Origin of the sequence: Romboutsia sp. 13368 (assembly GCF_018336475.1) — a bacterium.
Taxonomy (GTDB): Bacteria; Bacillota; Clostridia; order Peptostreptococcales; family Peptostreptococcaceae; genus Romboutsia.
The window spans coordinates 850,028-850,306 of the sequence record NZ_CP048741.1 but is presented as its reverse complement, the minus strand read 5'-3'; the positions used below and the strand labels follow the sequence as shown (position 1 = coordinate 850,306).

The 279-nt window shown below is 28.0% G+C and carries 1 protein-coding gene (running past one end of the window); it reads right to left on the bottom strand.

The window, feature by feature from the left end:
- Nucleotides 1-154, bottom strand: part of the annotated coding region (locus tag G3997_RS03485) for an LCP family protein (RefSeq protein ID WP_296649318.1) (this coding region is incomplete at its 3' end). 125 nt of the annotated region lie to the left of the window's left edge; 154 of its 279 annotated nt are in view.
- Between the last annotated feature and the right edge of the window lie 125 nt (nucleotides 155-279).

Sequence of the window (279 nt, the reverse complement as noted above, 5' to 3'; positions counted from 1 at the left end):
CTGTAACATATTTATCTATATCAATACCAAAATTTTTCTTTATTGTGTCTATTAACAAGCTTGCTCCTTCATAAGCATATGCATGTGTTAATTTCTCAGTACTATACCCTTCGATGTCAACATAAGTATCTCTCGCTAATGATGTAAGTCTTATATCTTGATTTTTTCATCTATAGTAACAACAATCATTGCATCTGATCTATTACCTTTTTCCATATTATTTCCATCTACACCAACTAAAAGTATATTAGTTATTCCACTTTTATTATTTTTATCTGA